12 protein-coding genes and 1 pseudogene are annotated in these 14,435 nt (G+C 59.8%); 10 read left to right on the forward strand and 3 right to left on the reverse strand.

Features of this window, described 5'->3' with window-relative positions; translation table 11 throughout:
* The 5 genes and pseudogenes from Q0J74_RS06650 to Q0J74_RS06670 all read left to right on the forward strand — a co-directional run.
* Positions 1-126: pseudogene (locus Q0J74_RS06650) on the forward strand (electron transfer flavoprotein subunit alpha/FixB family protein); the annotation flags it as partial.
* 76 nt (positions 127-202) lie between these two features.
* Positions 203-1,072, forward strand: coding sequence for a DMT family transporter (locus Q0J74_RS06655; protein WP_297212481.1), 870 nt, complete (start codon positions 203-205; stop codon positions 1,070-1,072).
* A gap of 108 nt (positions 1,073-1,180) precedes the next feature.
* Complete coding sequence (locus Q0J74_RS06660; RefSeq protein WP_297212483.1) at positions 1,181-1,450, forward strand: DUF6514 family protein; 270 nt, start codon at positions 1,181-1,183, stop codon at positions 1,448-1,450.
* A 737-nt stretch (positions 1,451-2,187) separates the two neighbouring features.
* Positions 2,188-3,000, forward strand: a complete 813-nt coding sequence (locus Q0J74_RS06665) for an immunoglobulin-like domain-containing protein (protein ID WP_297212485.1) — start codon at positions 2,188-2,190, stop codon at positions 2,998-3,000.
* 246 nt (positions 3,001-3,246) lie between these two features.
* Positions 3,247-4,935, forward strand: a complete 1,689-nt coding sequence (locus tag Q0J74_RS06670; RefSeq protein WP_297212487.1) for a copper amine oxidase N-terminal domain-containing protein — start codon at positions 3,247-3,249, stop codon at positions 4,933-4,935.
* 55 nt (positions 4,936-4,990) lie between these two features.
* On the opposite strand, the gene Q0J74_RS06675 is transcribed toward Q0J74_RS06670, so the two are convergent.
* On the reverse strand, positions 4,991-5,407 hold the full coding sequence (locus Q0J74_RS06675; protein ID WP_297212489.1) for a hypothetical protein: 417 nt from the start codon (positions 5,405-5,407) through the stop codon (positions 4,991-4,993).
* A 214-nt stretch (positions 5,408-5,621) separates the two neighbouring features.
* Here Q0J74_RS06675 and murI point away from each other — a divergent pair, with 214 nt between their 5' ends.
* The 5 genes from murI to Q0J74_RS06700 all read left to right on the forward strand — a co-directional run bounded on the left by murI (position 5,622) and on the right by Q0J74_RS06700 (position 12,784).
* Entirely contained in the window at positions 5,622-6,437 is an 816-nt protein-coding gene (murI, locus tag Q0J74_RS06680) for a glutamate racemase (RefSeq protein WP_297212490.1), read from the forward strand.
* Positions 6,438-6,518: 81 nt separating this feature from the next.
* Positions 6,519-6,962, forward strand: a complete 444-nt coding sequence (locus tag Q0J74_RS06685; protein ID WP_297212492.1) for a DUF1934 domain-containing protein — start codon at positions 6,519-6,521, stop codon at positions 6,960-6,962.
* 44 nt (positions 6,963-7,006) lie between these two features.
* Positions 7,007-8,755, forward strand: a complete 1,749-nt coding sequence (gene argS, locus Q0J74_RS06690; protein WP_297212494.1) for an arginine--tRNA ligase — start codon at positions 7,007-7,009, stop codon at positions 8,753-8,755.
* A gap of 86 nt (positions 8,756-8,841) precedes the next feature.
* The gene (gene bsh, locus Q0J74_RS06695) at positions 8,842-9,804 is read left to right on the forward strand and encodes a choloylglycine hydrolase (protein ID WP_297212504.1); all 963 of its coding nucleotides are present in this window, start codon (positions 8,842-8,844) and stop codon (positions 9,802-9,804) included.
* Positions 9,805-9,880: 76 nt separating this feature from the next.
* Positions 9,881-12,784 carry a hypothetical protein gene (locus Q0J74_RS06700; RefSeq protein ID WP_297212496.1) on the forward strand — a complete coding sequence of 968 codons (2,904 nt, stop codon included), beginning with the start codon at positions 9,881-9,883 and terminating at the stop codon, positions 12,782-12,784.
* A 52-nt stretch (positions 12,785-12,836) separates the two neighbouring features.
* Here the strand turns inward: Q0J74_RS06700 and Q0J74_RS06705 are convergent, their stop codons facing one another.
* Entirely contained in the window at positions 12,837-13,856 is a 1,020-nt protein-coding gene (locus Q0J74_RS06705) for a hypothetical protein (protein ID WP_297212498.1), read from the reverse strand.
* A complete protein-coding gene (locus Q0J74_RS06710; protein ID WP_297212501.1) occupies positions 13,849-14,331 on the reverse strand; it encodes a sigma-70 family RNA polymerase sigma factor in 483 nt (160 codons plus the stop codon). Before Q0J74_RS06710 ends, Q0J74_RS06705 begins: the two co-directional genes overlap by 8 nt.
* Positions 14,332-14,435: the final 104 nt, after the last annotated feature.

A 14,435-nucleotide genomic window follows, 5' to 3' on the forward strand; every position in this document is an offset into this window, starting at 1 on the left:
ATCGCGGTGAACAAGAACGAGTCCGCCCCCATCTTCGACGTGGCTTCCTACGGCATCTGCGGCGACCTGTACAAGGTTACCCCCATGCTCATCGAGGCCATCCGCGCCGCCAAGGCCGCGAAGTAAGTTATCCGGTTTTACGCAGGCACCGGCCAGGATCCCCTGGCCGGTGCCTTTCTGCCTGTGGGAGGAGAGGAAGAACATGTTTGACAAGCATCCCGGGGCGGTGCTGCTGCTGGGTGTGCTGGGAGTATCGGTTTCCGCCATTCTGGTGCGCTACTCCCAGGCCCCCTCGGTGATCACAGCCATGTATCGCCTGGGCTGGACGGTGGCGCTGCTGTTGGCGCCGGTGCTCACCAGATTTCGGGGAGAGCTGCTCCGGGTGGGACGGCGGGACATCCTGCTGTGTGCCGCCAGCGGACTATGCCTGGCTCTCCACTTTCTCACCTGGTTCGAGTCGCTGAAATGGACCGGGGTGGCGGTATCCACCGTGCTGGTGTCCACCGAGGTGATCTTCACCGCCCTGGGCTTCGCCCTCTTCCTCAAGGGCCGCATCCCTCCCCTGGGGGTGGTCGCCGTTCTGCTGGCCTTCGGGGGCAGCGCCCTGCTGGCCCTGGCCGGCGGGGGCCAGGGCAGCCGGCTCTACGGCAATTTGCTGGCTCTGGGGGCGGCAGTTTTCGTCTCCCTGTATACCCTGATCGGAAAAGTGCAGCGGGGTCACCTCTCCACCACCATCTACACCTTCCTCACCTACCTCTTCTGCTTTTTGGCCCTGCTGGGGATGGCGGTCCTCTCCCGCACCCCTCTGGCAGGATACGGCGGCCGGGAATGGCTCATCGGCCTGGGCCTGGCGGTGCTGTGTACCCTGATGGGCCACAGCCTGTTCAGCTGGTGCCTGAAATACCTCTCCCCGGCCTACGTCTCGGCGGCCAAGCTATGTGAGCCGGTCTGCTCCGGCGCCCTGGCGGTCCCCCTGTTCGGGGAGATCCCCACCCCCATGCAGCTGCTGGGCGCTGTGGTGGTGCTGGGGGCGGTACTGCTGTATACCCGGGCGGAACTGAGAGGGCCCTGACCGCCCCGCCCCGCGATTCATGACGAAACCCCACGAACAATATTGCTTTACAATTTATGGCAATATTGTATAATTAAGTCATAGAACACTGGAAAGGGGACGAAGCATATGCGGGAGCTGCTGGTGGGTAGCTGTCAGGCCATGGATGAGGAGGGCCGGACCCACGGGTATCGCTATTACATACTGGTAGGGGAGATGCCGGTAGGCGGGCTGACCTGCGAGAGCTACGGGGTGAAGATTGTGGGGGAGAACGGAGATCAGGCGTCGGTGGAGAACCTCACCATCCGGACCGAACGCATCGACCGGCTGATGGAACTGCTGATTCGCAACGCGGTCTCCCCGGTGGCGCTGCGGGATGTGATTGACGACTGGCTGTAGGGTATTCTCATATGCCTCCCAGCTGAGTTTTGCGCGTATCTCCGCCGGGCGTGCCATTGTCTTAGGCAATGTGTGGAGATTTCCCGACATTGTTGGGCAGAACGGACAAGTGGGGGATGGCCCGCTCCAGGGCGGCGGCCAATCTGGTGCTTATTTTCCTGCTGAGCCTGCGCTGCCTGCTGGGCAGCAATCTGTTCTGCTGTGTGTCTCCAATACGGCTGGGCGTTCAGCTTTTCGTTCCTGTTCAAGCTAAGTGTTGATGAAAAAAGTCCGTCGGTTTTACTAAATAGCAGTCCCCAACGATAAAGTAGCCATAAGCAGCAGGTATTTTCTCGATGCTTATGGCTACTTCTCTTTTTTGTAACGCTTGCACACATTTAGAGAGACATTTTTGTGATTTGGGCCTAGGAAGTACAACTTCAGCAATTCGAGGCAGTACATTCCTTTGGAGGACATACACATGTGTGTCTATCAAGCAGAAAGTTTAGTTGATATATACCTACCTCTCCGAACAGTTCTACTACCCGTTTACTTGAGAAGGTCTTTTACAACGTTCTCTGATGTTGGACACTAAGCACATGCGTCCAGATAGGGTATCATACATAGGCAGCTGGCCGCAAGCTGACAATGATACCTTGCAGGAAGCCTTTTTATATCTTATGGTAATAAAAAGGGAACATATGGAATTGTTTTGCGTCTACATCAATAGAAACACAGTTTAGATTGGAGGGATAGACATGAAAAAGTTAATAGCACTGACCTTAGCATTAACAACAATGTTCGTTCTTGCAGGATGTATGAACAATGGACAGTCAGACAAGCTTGCCACTTCAGCAGGTAACACTTCAAGTGTCAATAATGAAATAGCATCAAAAACACCTGATGAAATGATTCACGACAGTAACAACAACGCGTGGACCGTTAAAATAGGGCGTACAGACGATGCAAAGGCACTCTCACAGGAAGATAGATCAACAATTTCTGATATACTTGATAATGGTAATTGGGCGGATAGCCTAACAAAGTGTGCAAGCGATTGCGTGATTACAACAGCGGATGGTGAAGCGTATAACTACCATTCCACTTGCGGTACATTCAATGATAATAAAAATCAGCGGAGCATGGCTGCCACCGATGAAGAAATGAAAATGATAAATAGCATTCTCAATCAGTATGGTGAATTAGAGCCAGACGACTGGGGGCTAAGCCTGTCTGCTAAAAATGTCACTCCCGCTGGTGCCACACTGGTAATTTCCCAGTCTGGCGGCAATCCGTCCGGTGAATTGCGGTATGGGTCAGCGTATAAAATCCAGTCTCTAAATGGGGATACCTGGGAAGATGTGCCTTATGTTGCTAAGGCTGATGTAGCGTGGACAGACGAAGCCTATATGGTAGAAATGGACACAGATTGCGAAATTGTGTTATCTTGGGATTGGTTATACGGCAACCTACCGGAAGGGCAGTATCGTATCGTCAAGCAATTTATGGACTTCCGTAGTTCTGGCGATTATGACAAGGAAAACTACGATGCAAATTTTGAAATAAAATAGAGTTAACACTCAGAGCTAAGAGGACTGCAATTCATCAGCATTGATTGGAAATCAAAGAAGCCTTATCCTAAATTGGATAGGGCTTCTTTTCTTATCTATCTAAATCTCCGTCGAATCGACGGAGATTTTCAATTTCCCGTGAAATCAATACCTTTTTCAAACTGGGAGCTTTTTTCTGTAGTGTGGACAAGAGAGAAAAAGTATGCTACCATAAATTTATCGAAAATAGACAAAGGAGGAGGCATTATGAATCGGAAAATCTGCATAATTTTAACAATTTTGATGCTTTTGGGTTGCCTGGCACCCGCCTGGGCGGCGGAAGAAGATACCGCCGGCCTGTACGAGCAGTACGGCCCCTGGCACACCTGGAGTCAGGAGCAGAAGGATGCCGCCGAGGAGAACTGGAGCGAGGAGGAGTGGAACCAGTACTGGTGGGACTATGAGGCATGGGCCTGGCTGCCCATGGACCAGTATTACCTGGACAATAACACCTGGTACATGAACCACTATGGCGAGAACGAGTATGAGGACTATTTCACGGAGGAAAAGCGGGAGATGGGGATGCCCTACCCCGAGGGAATCAATGTGAGTCTGAACGGGACCTATTTGGACTTTGGCGGCCTGGCACCCATGGCGGAAAATGGCCGGACTCTGGTACCCTTCCGGCCCCTGCTGGAGGGGCTGGGCGCTCAGGTGGACTACCAGGACGGCCTGATTACCGCGACTACCCCGGCGGGGGATACCCTGATCATGCGTCTGGGGGAGGCCACCCTGTCCTATACCGCAGGGGACAAGCTGGGCCGGGCCGATATGGGAGCGGCGCCGGTTGCGGTGGATGGCCGGGTCTATATTCCCGTCCGGGCGGCGGCGGAGGCCCTGGGCCTGGATGTGGTGTGGGACGATTTCTATGAGGTGGCCTACCTCACCGACTGGGCTGCCCTCCAGGCGGAGGTGGACAGCCACTTCACCTGCCTCAACGAGCTGATTGCCGCCTCCATGGCGGCGGTGGACTGGGACAAGACCTATGCCGGCAAGGGCAGCGTCACCCTCACCGGCACCCTGTACGGAGAGAAGGGGAATGACAGCGCCTCCCTGTCCCTGGATGTGGAGACCCTCCAGAACCGGGACGGGGTGAGCGCCGATCTGACCTTGGATGTGGATCTGGGAGAGCTGGCGGACACGGTTTTTTCCGCTCTGCCCGCCGAGTCCCTGGAGCTGATCCATGAGGCGGACGGCGAGCAGCTGAGCATGATTCTCAATGCCAGAGAGGGGACGGTATATGTCCGGGGCGGTGAAATCTTCCAGCTCAGCAGCGACTTGGAGGCGGGCCAGTGGGCGGGCATCCGGCTGGATGATGCTCAGCGGGTGAGCCTGAGCAGTTTTCTGGGAGGCGGTGAGTCTGTTACCCTGGGCAGCCTCCTGGTGGAGCAGCAGAGGAGCAGCGGCTGGTACTATGGAGAGAGCCCCTGGGAAGTGGTGACCGGTGCCGTGCTGCCCCTGCGGCTGTTTCTGGATGACGAGAATTTTTCCAGGCAGGAATGGGGAAGCACCGTGACCTACTCCGCCCGTATGGACCTGCCCACGCTGGAGGCGCGGATGCAGGCGCTGGGCATGGACTACGGCGAGGTGAGCATCGTGGATCTGCTCACCGGCCAGGCACAGCTGCCTGAGGTGGACCTGGAGCTCAAGGCCAAAACGGTGGGGGGCAAGCTCCAGAGCATGGACTGCGGGGGACGTGTGGGCATTCCGGGCGCCGTCCCCACGGAGCTCTGTTTTGACTTGTCCTCCACTCCGCTGGAGAGCAGCTTCAGCCTGTCCTTCAAGGGAACATACGTGGGGAAGCTGGAGCTGACCGGGGCCAGCACCGCCGCCGTTACCACGCGGACCGTCCCCGCCGCACCTGGAGAAGAGGAATCCGTCTGCTGGATGAACTGAGCGGGAAAAAGCAGGACCCCCGGCGGCTGGCCGGGGGTCCTGCGCTGTCTGCTGGTCACAGCTGATCGCTGTCCACCAGGATGTTGTCGGTACCGTGCTGCTCAAATTCTGCGATATAGGCGTCAATACGGCTGGTGAGTTCGTCATAATTGCTCTCGTCGATGGGGGCGTCGTCCATATCCCGCCGGGCCAGATCCTCCGCCAGAATGTCGAAGAACACATTGTTTTCATACTCCATAATGGCCTCATGGATGCCCCCCTCGGCAAAAGCACGGGAGGGAACCACCTCACCCTGCCAGTCCTCAGCCAGTGTGGTCATGCCCAGCTCCCTGGCCTTGGCGAACAGCAGGCTCTCCACCTGGTCATAGTCCTGGAACCGGTCATCCCCCCGGGTGGAGTTCAGAATCCAGTTTCCGATATACGCCATATCCAGCAGGCGGCGGAATTGTTTGGTTGTCAGTTCCAGCTTCACAGTACACACCCTCCTCGCTGTGATGACATGGGATGCCGCAGGGGTCCTATGTATCCTATTATAGTCAGAGCGGGCGAAATGTCAAACCAGCCGGAGAAAAAAGAACGGGAGCAGGGCGGGAAATTCCCTTATTTTTAGAGGAAATGTCCTTGCTTTATGGCGGGTTTTCGCATATCATGAATAGACGCGGAACAAAACCATAGGAGGGATGGTCTTGGACGAAAGACCCATCGGCGTGTTTGATTCCGGCCTGGGGGGCCTGACGGCGGTACGGGAGCTGCGCCGCCTGCTGCCTGGGGAGGATATTGTGTATTTTGGGGACACCGGCCGGGTGCCGTACGGCGGCCGCTCGGCGGACACCATTGTAAAATATGCCAGGCAGGATGTGGCCTTCCTGCGCACCTTTGATTTGAAGGCCATTGTTATTGCCTGCGGCACCGTATCCACCACCGCCCTGGACGTGCTGACGGCGGAGAACCCTATCCCGGTGCTGGGGGTGGTGGCGCCGGCGGCCCGGGCCGCCGCCCGGGCCACCCGAAACGGGCGGATCGGGCTTATCGGTACCCAGGCCTCCATCCGCAGCGGGGCATATGAGCGGCTGATCCACAGGGAGAACCCCGGCGCCCAGGTGCTGGCCCGGGCCTGCCCGCTGTTTGTACCCCTGGTGGAGAACGGCCGGTTCCGGCGGGGGGATGTGGTGATAGAGACGGTGGCGGCGGAGTATCTGGCCCCCCTTCGGGAGGCGGGAGTGGACACTCTGGTGCTGGGCTGCACCCACTATCCCCTACTGGAGGGGGTCATTTCGGCCTGCATGGGGCCGGAGGTCACCCTTATCAACGCCGGGGCGGAGGGCGCCCGGGCGGTGGCCGGGATGCTGGAGCAGTCGGACGCCTTGTCCCCCAGCGCCGGGCCGGGCCGGTACCGCTATTTTGTCAGCGACCGGCAGGAGGATTTTTCCCACCTGGCCTCCATTTTCCTGGGCTGGGACGTGACCGAGTCGGTGGGACAGGTGGATATCAGTCAATACTGAGGGCGGCCTCTTTACATTTTGGCCCGGATTGGGTATAATATTTTGCAATTTGCAGACAGACGGGGCGAGGTAAGACATACCATGGAAAACAACGTGATTATCTCCATCCAGGGCAGGCAGAGCTTTGAGCAGGCCCAGGAGGAGACGATAGAACTGGTGACGGAGGGCTGTCTCCAGCCAGACGGGGCGGAAGGCTACACCCTGAGCTATCAAGAGAGTGAGCTCACCGGCCTGGAGGGGACCTTGACCACCTTCCAGATTGAGCGGGACCGGGTGACGCTGCTGCGTATTGGAGAGGTCAATTCCCAGATGGTGTTTGAGGAGGGGCGGCGGCATTTATCCATGTACAACACCCCTTACGGCGCCCTGGCGGTGGGGATCAGCACCAGGAAGATGAAGGCGGAGCTGGACGCCGCCGGCGGCAGCATTGAAATTGACTACGCCATCGAAATTGACCACGCGGTGGCGGGGGAGAACCTGTTCCGCATCCAGGTGCGGCAAAAGGGCCTGTCCATCAAGCAATAGTGGTCAAAGAAAAGAAATACGAAGAAAAGTGATGGTGATAGCAGATGTCCAATATGATCCAGGCGGCCCGGGAGCAGGTCGCCCAGCTGACCCAGGCGGCCTATGAGCGGGCCGCAGCGGCGGGGCTGCTGCCCGCCGGCGCGGAGGTAAAGGCCACCATTGAGATTCCCAAGGACCCCACCCACGGGGACTATGCCTCCTCCTTTGCCATGGCGGGGGCCAAGGCCCTCCACAAGGCCCCCCGGCAGATTGCCCAGACTATTGTGGACCATCTGGAGCTGACAGGTACCTTTTTTGACAAAGTGGAGATCGCCGGCCCCGGCTTCCTCAACTTCACCCTGGGCAGCAAGTGGTATGGGGAGGTCCTTCGTGACATCCAGACCGAAGGGAGTGCCTACGGCGCAGTGGACGAGGGCAGGGGGGAAAAGGTGATGGTGGAGTTCGTCTCCGCCAATCCCACCGGCCCCATGCATATTGGCAACGCCCGGGGCGGCGTGCTGGGGGACGCCCTGGCCGCCGTGCTGGAGCGGGCGGGCTATAACGTGTGGCGGGAGTTCTACGTCAACGACGCCGGCAACCAGATCCACAAGTTCGCCATGAGCATCGATGCCCGGTATCTCCAGCTGGTGTTGGGGGAGGAGAACTACCCCTTCCCCGAGGACGGCTACCACGGGGACGACATCAGGGAGCTGGCCCAGGCCTTCTATGACCAGCACGGCCCCTCCTGGAAGGACAAGCCGGAGGAGGAGCGGCAGGCGGCCATGGCGGAGTACGGCCTGTCGGTGAACATCCCCAAGATGAAGGCCGATTTGCGCCGGTATCAGATTGAGTACGACCAGTGGTTCCTGGAGTCCGGACTCCACTCCAGCGGCTACGTGGCCGAGACGGTGGGCCTGCTGGCGGACAAGGGCTGGACCTATGAGAAGGACGGGGCCCTGTGGCTCAATACCACCGCCCTGCTCAAGCAGAAGTATCTGGCCGAGGGCAAGAGCCAGGAGCAGGTGGACAAGTTGGATTTGAAGGACGACGTGCTGCGGCGGGCCAACGGGTTTTACACCTACTTTGCCGCCGACATCGCCTACCACCGCAACAAACTGGAACAGCGGGGCTTCGCCAAGGCCATCAACATCTGGGGCGCCGACCACCATGGTCATGTGGCCCGGCTTCAGGCCGCCCTGGACGGCCTGGGCCTGGACGGCTCCCACCGGCTGGTGGTGGTGCTGATGCAGCTGGTGAATCTGCTCCAGGACGGCCAGCCCGTCCGCATGTCCAAGCGCTCCGGCAAGGCCATCGCCCTGCGGGACCTGCTGGACGAGGTCAGCGTGGACGCCGCCCGGTTCTTTTTCAACTCCCGCGCCTCCACCTCCGCCCTGGATTTTGACCTGGACCTGGCGGTGCGGCAGGACTCCGACAACCCGGTGTACTACGTCCAGTATGCCCACGCCCGCATCTGCTCCCTGGTGAGCCGCCTGGCGGAGGAGGGCGCCCTGGTACCCGATGCCGCCAACGTGGACGCCGCCCTGCTTGCCGCTGCGGAGGAGAAGGCCCTCATCAAGACTCTGTCCCAGCTGCCCGAGATCATCCGGCTCTCCGCCCGGGACTACGACCCCTCCCACGTCAACCGCTACCTCATTACCCTGGCTGGCGATTTCCACCGGTTCTACAATGCCTGCCGCATCAAGGGAGAGGAGGCCCATGTGCTTGCCGCCCGGCTGAAGCTGGCGGATACCGTCCGGGCGGTTATCGCCAACTGTCTGGACCTCATTGGAGTTACCGCTCCGGAAAAGATGTAAAAAATTCCCTGGGCTTTGCCCAGGGAATTTTTTTGCCTTCGGTTATACTGAGGGAAAAGGAGGGGACCGCCGTGTGTACCAGCCTTGTGCTTACTACGCTGCAAACCTATACGGGTCGTAATTTGGATCTTGAATATGACTTTGGGGAGAGAGTAGTCATAACACCCCGCCAGTTCCCACTGAATTTTCGCAGCATGCCTGGTCTGAAGACTCACCAGGCCATCATCGGCATGGCCCGTGTGGCGGAGGGCTATCCCCTGTACGCCGAGGGGGTGAACGAGGCGGGAGTCTATCTGGCCGGACTCCATTTTCCCGGCAACGCCCACTATCCTCAAACGTGGAAAGGCGGGGCGGCCCTGGCCCCCTGGGAGCTGATCCCCTATCTGCTGGGCAGCTGTGAAACGGCGGCCCAGGCGGTGGAGGGGATAAAGCGCATCCCCCTGCTGGGGGTTCCTTTCCGGCCGAACATGCCCCTGGCTCCCCTCCACTGGCACATTGCCGACCGCCGTGGAGCCTTTGTGGCCGAGCCTATGGAGGAGGGGGTCAGAGTGTATTCCGACCCGGTGGGAGTTTTGACCAACAACCCGCCCTTTCCCTTTCACCTGGCCAACCTGAGCCAGTACCGCGGCCTGTCCGCCGCCCAGCCGGACAACACCCTGAACCCGGCCCTGGAGCTGCCCCCCTTCGGCCAGGGTATGGGGGCGATGGGCCTGCCGGGGGACTGGTCCCCCGCCTCCAGATATGTCCGGGCCGCCTTCTGCAAGGCCAATTCTGTCTGCTCACCCGATGAGGCGCACAGCGTCAGCCAGTTTTTCCACCTGCTGGAGGCTGTGGCCATGCCTCGGGGGGCGGTGCGCACTTCCGGCGGCAGGTGGGATATCACCCGGTATTCCTGCTGCATCAATGCCGATACCGGGACCTATTATTACAGGACCTACCGCAACTGTGCCGTCACCGCCGTGGCCCTGACGGAGGAGCGGCGGAGAGGGGAGAGGCTGCTGGAGTTCCCTCTGGAGGACAGTTTGCGCCTCGCTTGGCAGGAGAGCTGACGATCTAAATTATTTTACAAATTACTCCGGGTATGTTACGCTAAACACATCAGCATAACAGAGGAGTGATGGTTCTGTGCGCCTGCGGGGTATTGTGCTGCTGCTGGTCTTGGCGCTGGCGGGCGGGTGTCTGCGGCCTGTAGCCCGGGCCGTGTCCGGCGACGCGTCCCTCCATGCCGTCCGCATTGTGGTGGACGGCGACGTACACTGGGCCGCCGCCCGGCTGGAGGACGGCGACTGGTATGTGCATCCAGACGATCTGCCGGAGCCTCTGGCCGCGGCGGCCGGCGGTACCCATGATGAGGATTGGCTCAGCCTGAGAAGCGTGGCCCAGGCCCTGGACATCGCCTACGATTTTGACGGCGACCTTCAGGCCGCCTATCTCTGGACCGCCGAACCCTATGGCCGAGCCTCCACTCCCGCGGATTACCGCCGTGCCTTTGACTTGGGCCTGGCGCCGGAGCAGATGCGGGAGTTGGATCCCGCCGCAACAGCCACCTCGGGTCAGCTCCGGGAGCTGCTGCTGGGACTGGTGGAGCGCTGCGCCCCGGACCAGGTCTCCTACTTCACCCGGAAGGTCTCCACCCACGACATGCCGCTGCTCCGGTTCCAGGCATACCCCATGGTCTTTTATGCGGCCATGGCCCTGGGTCTGAGCCTGGATAACCAGGGTTCTCAGTACTCCTACGGCGGCGACTGGCCCATTCTGTTTCCCGATATCTTCGGCGGGGACTACTGGGACGGGGACCGGCAGAGCCTGGTCCCCCTCTACCCGGATGCCCTCAAGGAGGAGGAACCCATCCTGGTGAACGGCTTGGAGTGTCCCAGCGAGGAAAACGCGGCCATGATGTGGATGACCGGGTACAAGTCCGACTTCTCCGACCGGCAGATCATTGCCTACGACTTCTTTGCCGAGAGCATGCGTAATCAGGACCCTCTCACAGTGGAGGACGCCATCTGCGCCGTGGCCCGGCTGTACGACTGCATTCCCGGGGATTTTGAGGTGGAGTTGAACGATCCCCTGGCCACCCGGGCCGACCCCAGCATCCTGTACCCGGAGCTGCTGGAGCGGGCGTCGGAGACGGCGGTGGGAGACATCTCCCAGCTGCCCCAGCTCAAGGGCTTTGTGTTCCCCATCACGGCAGAGGACTTTTCCGCCGGCGGCGTGCTGGAGACCGAGGGCCTGATCCGGGACAGCGCCAACTGGGGCTATAACTGCGTGCGCCTCAATCTGCGCTATGAGAGCTTCTTTGCCGATGAGGCGGACCAGCCGGGGCTTACTGTCAACTATCGGATGCTGCAGCGGCTGGACCGGCTGGTGGCCGCCGCCGTCCGCAGCAACATCCATCTGAATCTCTGCCTGGAGTCTCTGCCGGGCCGCTGGTACATGTTTGACTACGAGGACCGCACCTCCGTGGCCTCCCTGGACCTGTTCCTCGATCCGGTGGAGCAGGAGAAGGTGCTGGCCATCTGGGCTCTGCTGGCCCAGCGGTACCGGGAAGTACCCGGGGCCTGCCTGTCCTTCACCCCCTTCTGGGAGGCGGACAATATGAGCCTGAGCACCGGCCTGGAGCCGCCGGACTATGACATGGGGGACATCGTTGCCCTGCTGGAGCGCATTGTCCAGACCATCCTGGGGCAGGACGAGGACCGGTTCCTTTTTGCCGAGGTCGGTATCCAGCCCGACAAAGAAGAAACCATGGAGGAGATCCACACCATCTATGATCCGGCCATGGCGGAGTACGCTTCCAATGTGCAGATCTCCCACAACTGGGCTCAGGGACCCTTTGTCTACGCCAATATCTGCACCGTTACGCCTGGCATGCACATAGATATGAATAACCACGGCATGTTCCGCCCGGAATATCCCACGGAAATCTATGGCATCGGGGTCTATTTTGATACCCATCAGCCCTTTGTAATGACAGGGGGTATCCCCGCCGGTACTCAGTTTGATCTCTATCTGGCGGATTCCGACGCCTGCACCCTGACCATTTCCTCCGACAGCGAGATACTTTACACAGAAGATCTTTCAGACCGGTCTTATGAGACCAGCAACAAGTTTTCGGAATACTATCCCTACGCTACCAGTGAGAAAAAGATCTCTGTTACCCTGAAAAAGGACACGGAGACCCTGGCCATCACTGTGACCAGTCCCACGGGGGATACCCGCTTTGTACACTGGGCGGGGATGGACCTGCTGCTGCCGGAATCCTACGCAGTGGAGCGCTGGTATTTCCCCACGGAGTATGACGCCCATCTGGCGGGTACGGAGAAGGAGAATGTCAGCCTGAAAGAGACCAGCCGGATCATGCTCTGCCCCAACTGCTATGAGCGGGTCTATGAGATCCGGATCGACGCGGAGAATGTCACCTACGAGTCCGATGTTGTGGCATACCAGGCAAACGCCGGGATCGTGGAGAATTACGCCGCGCTGATTGAGGAATACGCCCCCGCCGGAGCCCTGGTCCGCTTCGAGCAGGCCACCGGTTCCCGGGAGTCGGTATATCGCTACTACGACGATACCATCAAGAGTTTGGACGCCCACGGCCTGAGCTGGCTGGACAACGACTTTTTCCTGGCCATTTCCCTGTATGACGAGAGCTTCAACGTGGTGGGCGGCGCGGAGCTGGTGCAGTACCGCCGCCACAGCTGCTTCAATCTGGAGTTGTTCCAGTTCCTCCAATCCCGCCAGGGCCATCTGCCCACCCTGTCTGCCAGCCTGCGGCAGGACACGGTGACAGCCCTGGTGCTGGACCCCGGGTTTGAGGACACCGCCGGCTATGTGGCCGCCGCCGCTTACGATGCCGATGGCAGGATGTTGGATTCCGCCCTCTCTCCGGTGTCGCTGAAGGCCTTTGTTCCCGGCGCCGTGGAACTGCGGCTGGATACAGAGGCCGCGTCCTCCGTCAAGGTGTTCTACCTGGATCAGAACTATGCGCCGGTGGCCGAGGCGCAGATCCTGGACGTGGAACCGTGATTGCCCGGAGTCCCTGTTTTCCTTTCGGGAAAACAGGGACTCTTTTTGCTTGTCAGCCGGACAGCGGATATTCCACGCCCTCAACGGTCACCGACGTCAGGGCCGTGGTGTCCACGATGCGGTTGAAGGTGTCGATAAACGCCCCCTGCTCCATATCCAGGAAGCCGTAGGTGCGGTTGGACACAAAGGCCTCCTCATCCTCCAGCACGTAGTCCGAGCCGTCGGCGTAGTGGAGCACGATCTGGTCGATATCGGAATCCACCGGCAGCCCCAGGGCAGGCCCGTCGATGCGGATGCCGATGGGCGAGAGGATAATGGCACCCTCTGCCAGCTCCACGCTGGCCGGGCCGCCGTCCTCCGGCAGGGCCACTGCCACCGTGGCCATATCCAGCCGATTCTGGCCGTCGCCGATGGACACCTGAAGGTTGGAAGCGTCGGTGATGAAGTCGGTGACGAAATAGGTGTACAGCCAGAGCTCCGTGTCGGTGGTGGAGGCGGTGTCCAGATAGGTCCGGCCGGCAGCGTTAGTACTGGCGAATACCGGAGCGTCCTCCGGCCACCACAGCTCCCCGTTGGGGAACACCTCGTAGCCGCTCACCCCGTCGGGGTTTTCCACCTTGCAGTAGAGCAGGCCCGCGCCTATACTGGGGTCGTACAGCCCGGCCTCCACCGTCAGGGTGTAGTCTCCATATACCGCCTGCTCACTCACGGCGAACAGGTAGGGGGCCACCAGCTCCTGGGCCACGCTCTCGTCCAGGGGGAGCCGCTCCCAGGCCGGCATGTTGGTGATGAGCTTGCCGTATTCGTTGTATTCCACGATACCGGCATGGGACTCTACGTTCTCTCCAAAAAAGGCCTGGAGCAGATTGACCGGGTTTTCATAGCGGATGAAGCCCACCGCCGCCACAGCCACCGCCCCGCACAGGGCGGTGATACCGGCGGCCAGGATAATGGCCCGGGACAGCCGGAAGGGCTTTTTTACCTGATGTGTCATAACTGTTACCTCCTGCAGAATCTCCCCGGAGGCGTGGAGGGAGGTCACGGCCTCCCGATAGGTTTTCTTGTCAAACATCGCTCTCAGCCTCCTGAAGATTGGTTTTCAGCATAGCCCGGGCCCGCCGCAGGCGGGTTCGGACCGTGGCGCCTGGGATATGCAGGAGGGCGGCCACCTCGTCACAGGAGTAGTCCTCGTAATAGTGCAGGTAGATGGGTATCCGGTACTTGGCGGGCAGAGCCAGCACCGCGTCCATCAGCTCCCTGTGCTCCGGGCTGGGGAATGGGATGGCGGGGGTGTGATCCTCCATGGGCTCCGCCCACCGCCAGGGGGACAGCACCGCCTTTTTGCAGGCGTTGATGGTCACCCGCAGCAGCCAGTGCTTCACATGGTCCTCACTCTCAAATGCTTTATCTGCCCGGTAGAGCTTGAACAGGACCTCCTGGGTGATGTCGTCCGCCTCCGCCCGGCTTTTGGTGTAGTGGAACGCCAGCCGGAAAACGGCGTCCATGTACCGCCGGGCCAGGGGGGTGAACTCTTGCTCTGTCATCATAGCGTGTCTCCTTGAAATGCATTTCACTGTAAATATCCTAGCCCGGCGGAAAATGTTTCACAAGAGGGCAAAAAAATCCGGCGCGGTCAAACCGCGCCGGATTT

This window comes from uncultured Flavonifractor sp. (assembly GCF_944387675.1).
Lineage (GTDB): Bacteria > Bacillota > Clostridia > Oscillospirales > Oscillospiraceae > Flavonifractor.